Annotated in this window: 1 pseudogene; it reads left to right on the top strand. The window is 78.0% G+C overall.

What is annotated here, in order from left to right:
• Positions 1-254, top strand: a pseudogene (locus ADK41_RS14870) (MFS transporter); the annotation flags it as partial.

Below are 254 nucleotides of genomic sequence, written 5' to 3'. Positions count from 1 at the left end.
GACCGGCGGCACCTGGCCCGCGCTGATCGGCTTCGCCTGCGTCGGCCTGGGCATGGCGACGGTGACGCCCTGTCTCTACGTCGCCGCCGCAGCGGCGGGTCCGGGCGCCCTCGCCCTGGTCGCCGCCCTGGGCACCACGGGCCTCCTGGCGGGCCCGGCGGTGATCGGTTTCGTCGCCGGCCGCACGGACCTGACGACCGGCATGGCGGTGGTCGCGGCGTCCGCCGTGCTGGTGGCGGTGTGCTCGTGGCGGG

Origin of the sequence: Streptomyces caelestis (genome assembly GCF_001279005.1) — a bacterium.
Lineage (GTDB): Bacteria > Actinomycetota > Actinomycetes > Streptomycetales > Streptomycetaceae > Streptomyces > Streptomyces heliomycini.
Note: the sequence above shows the minus strand (reverse complement) of the source record. Positions and strands in the feature narration are given on the sequence as shown.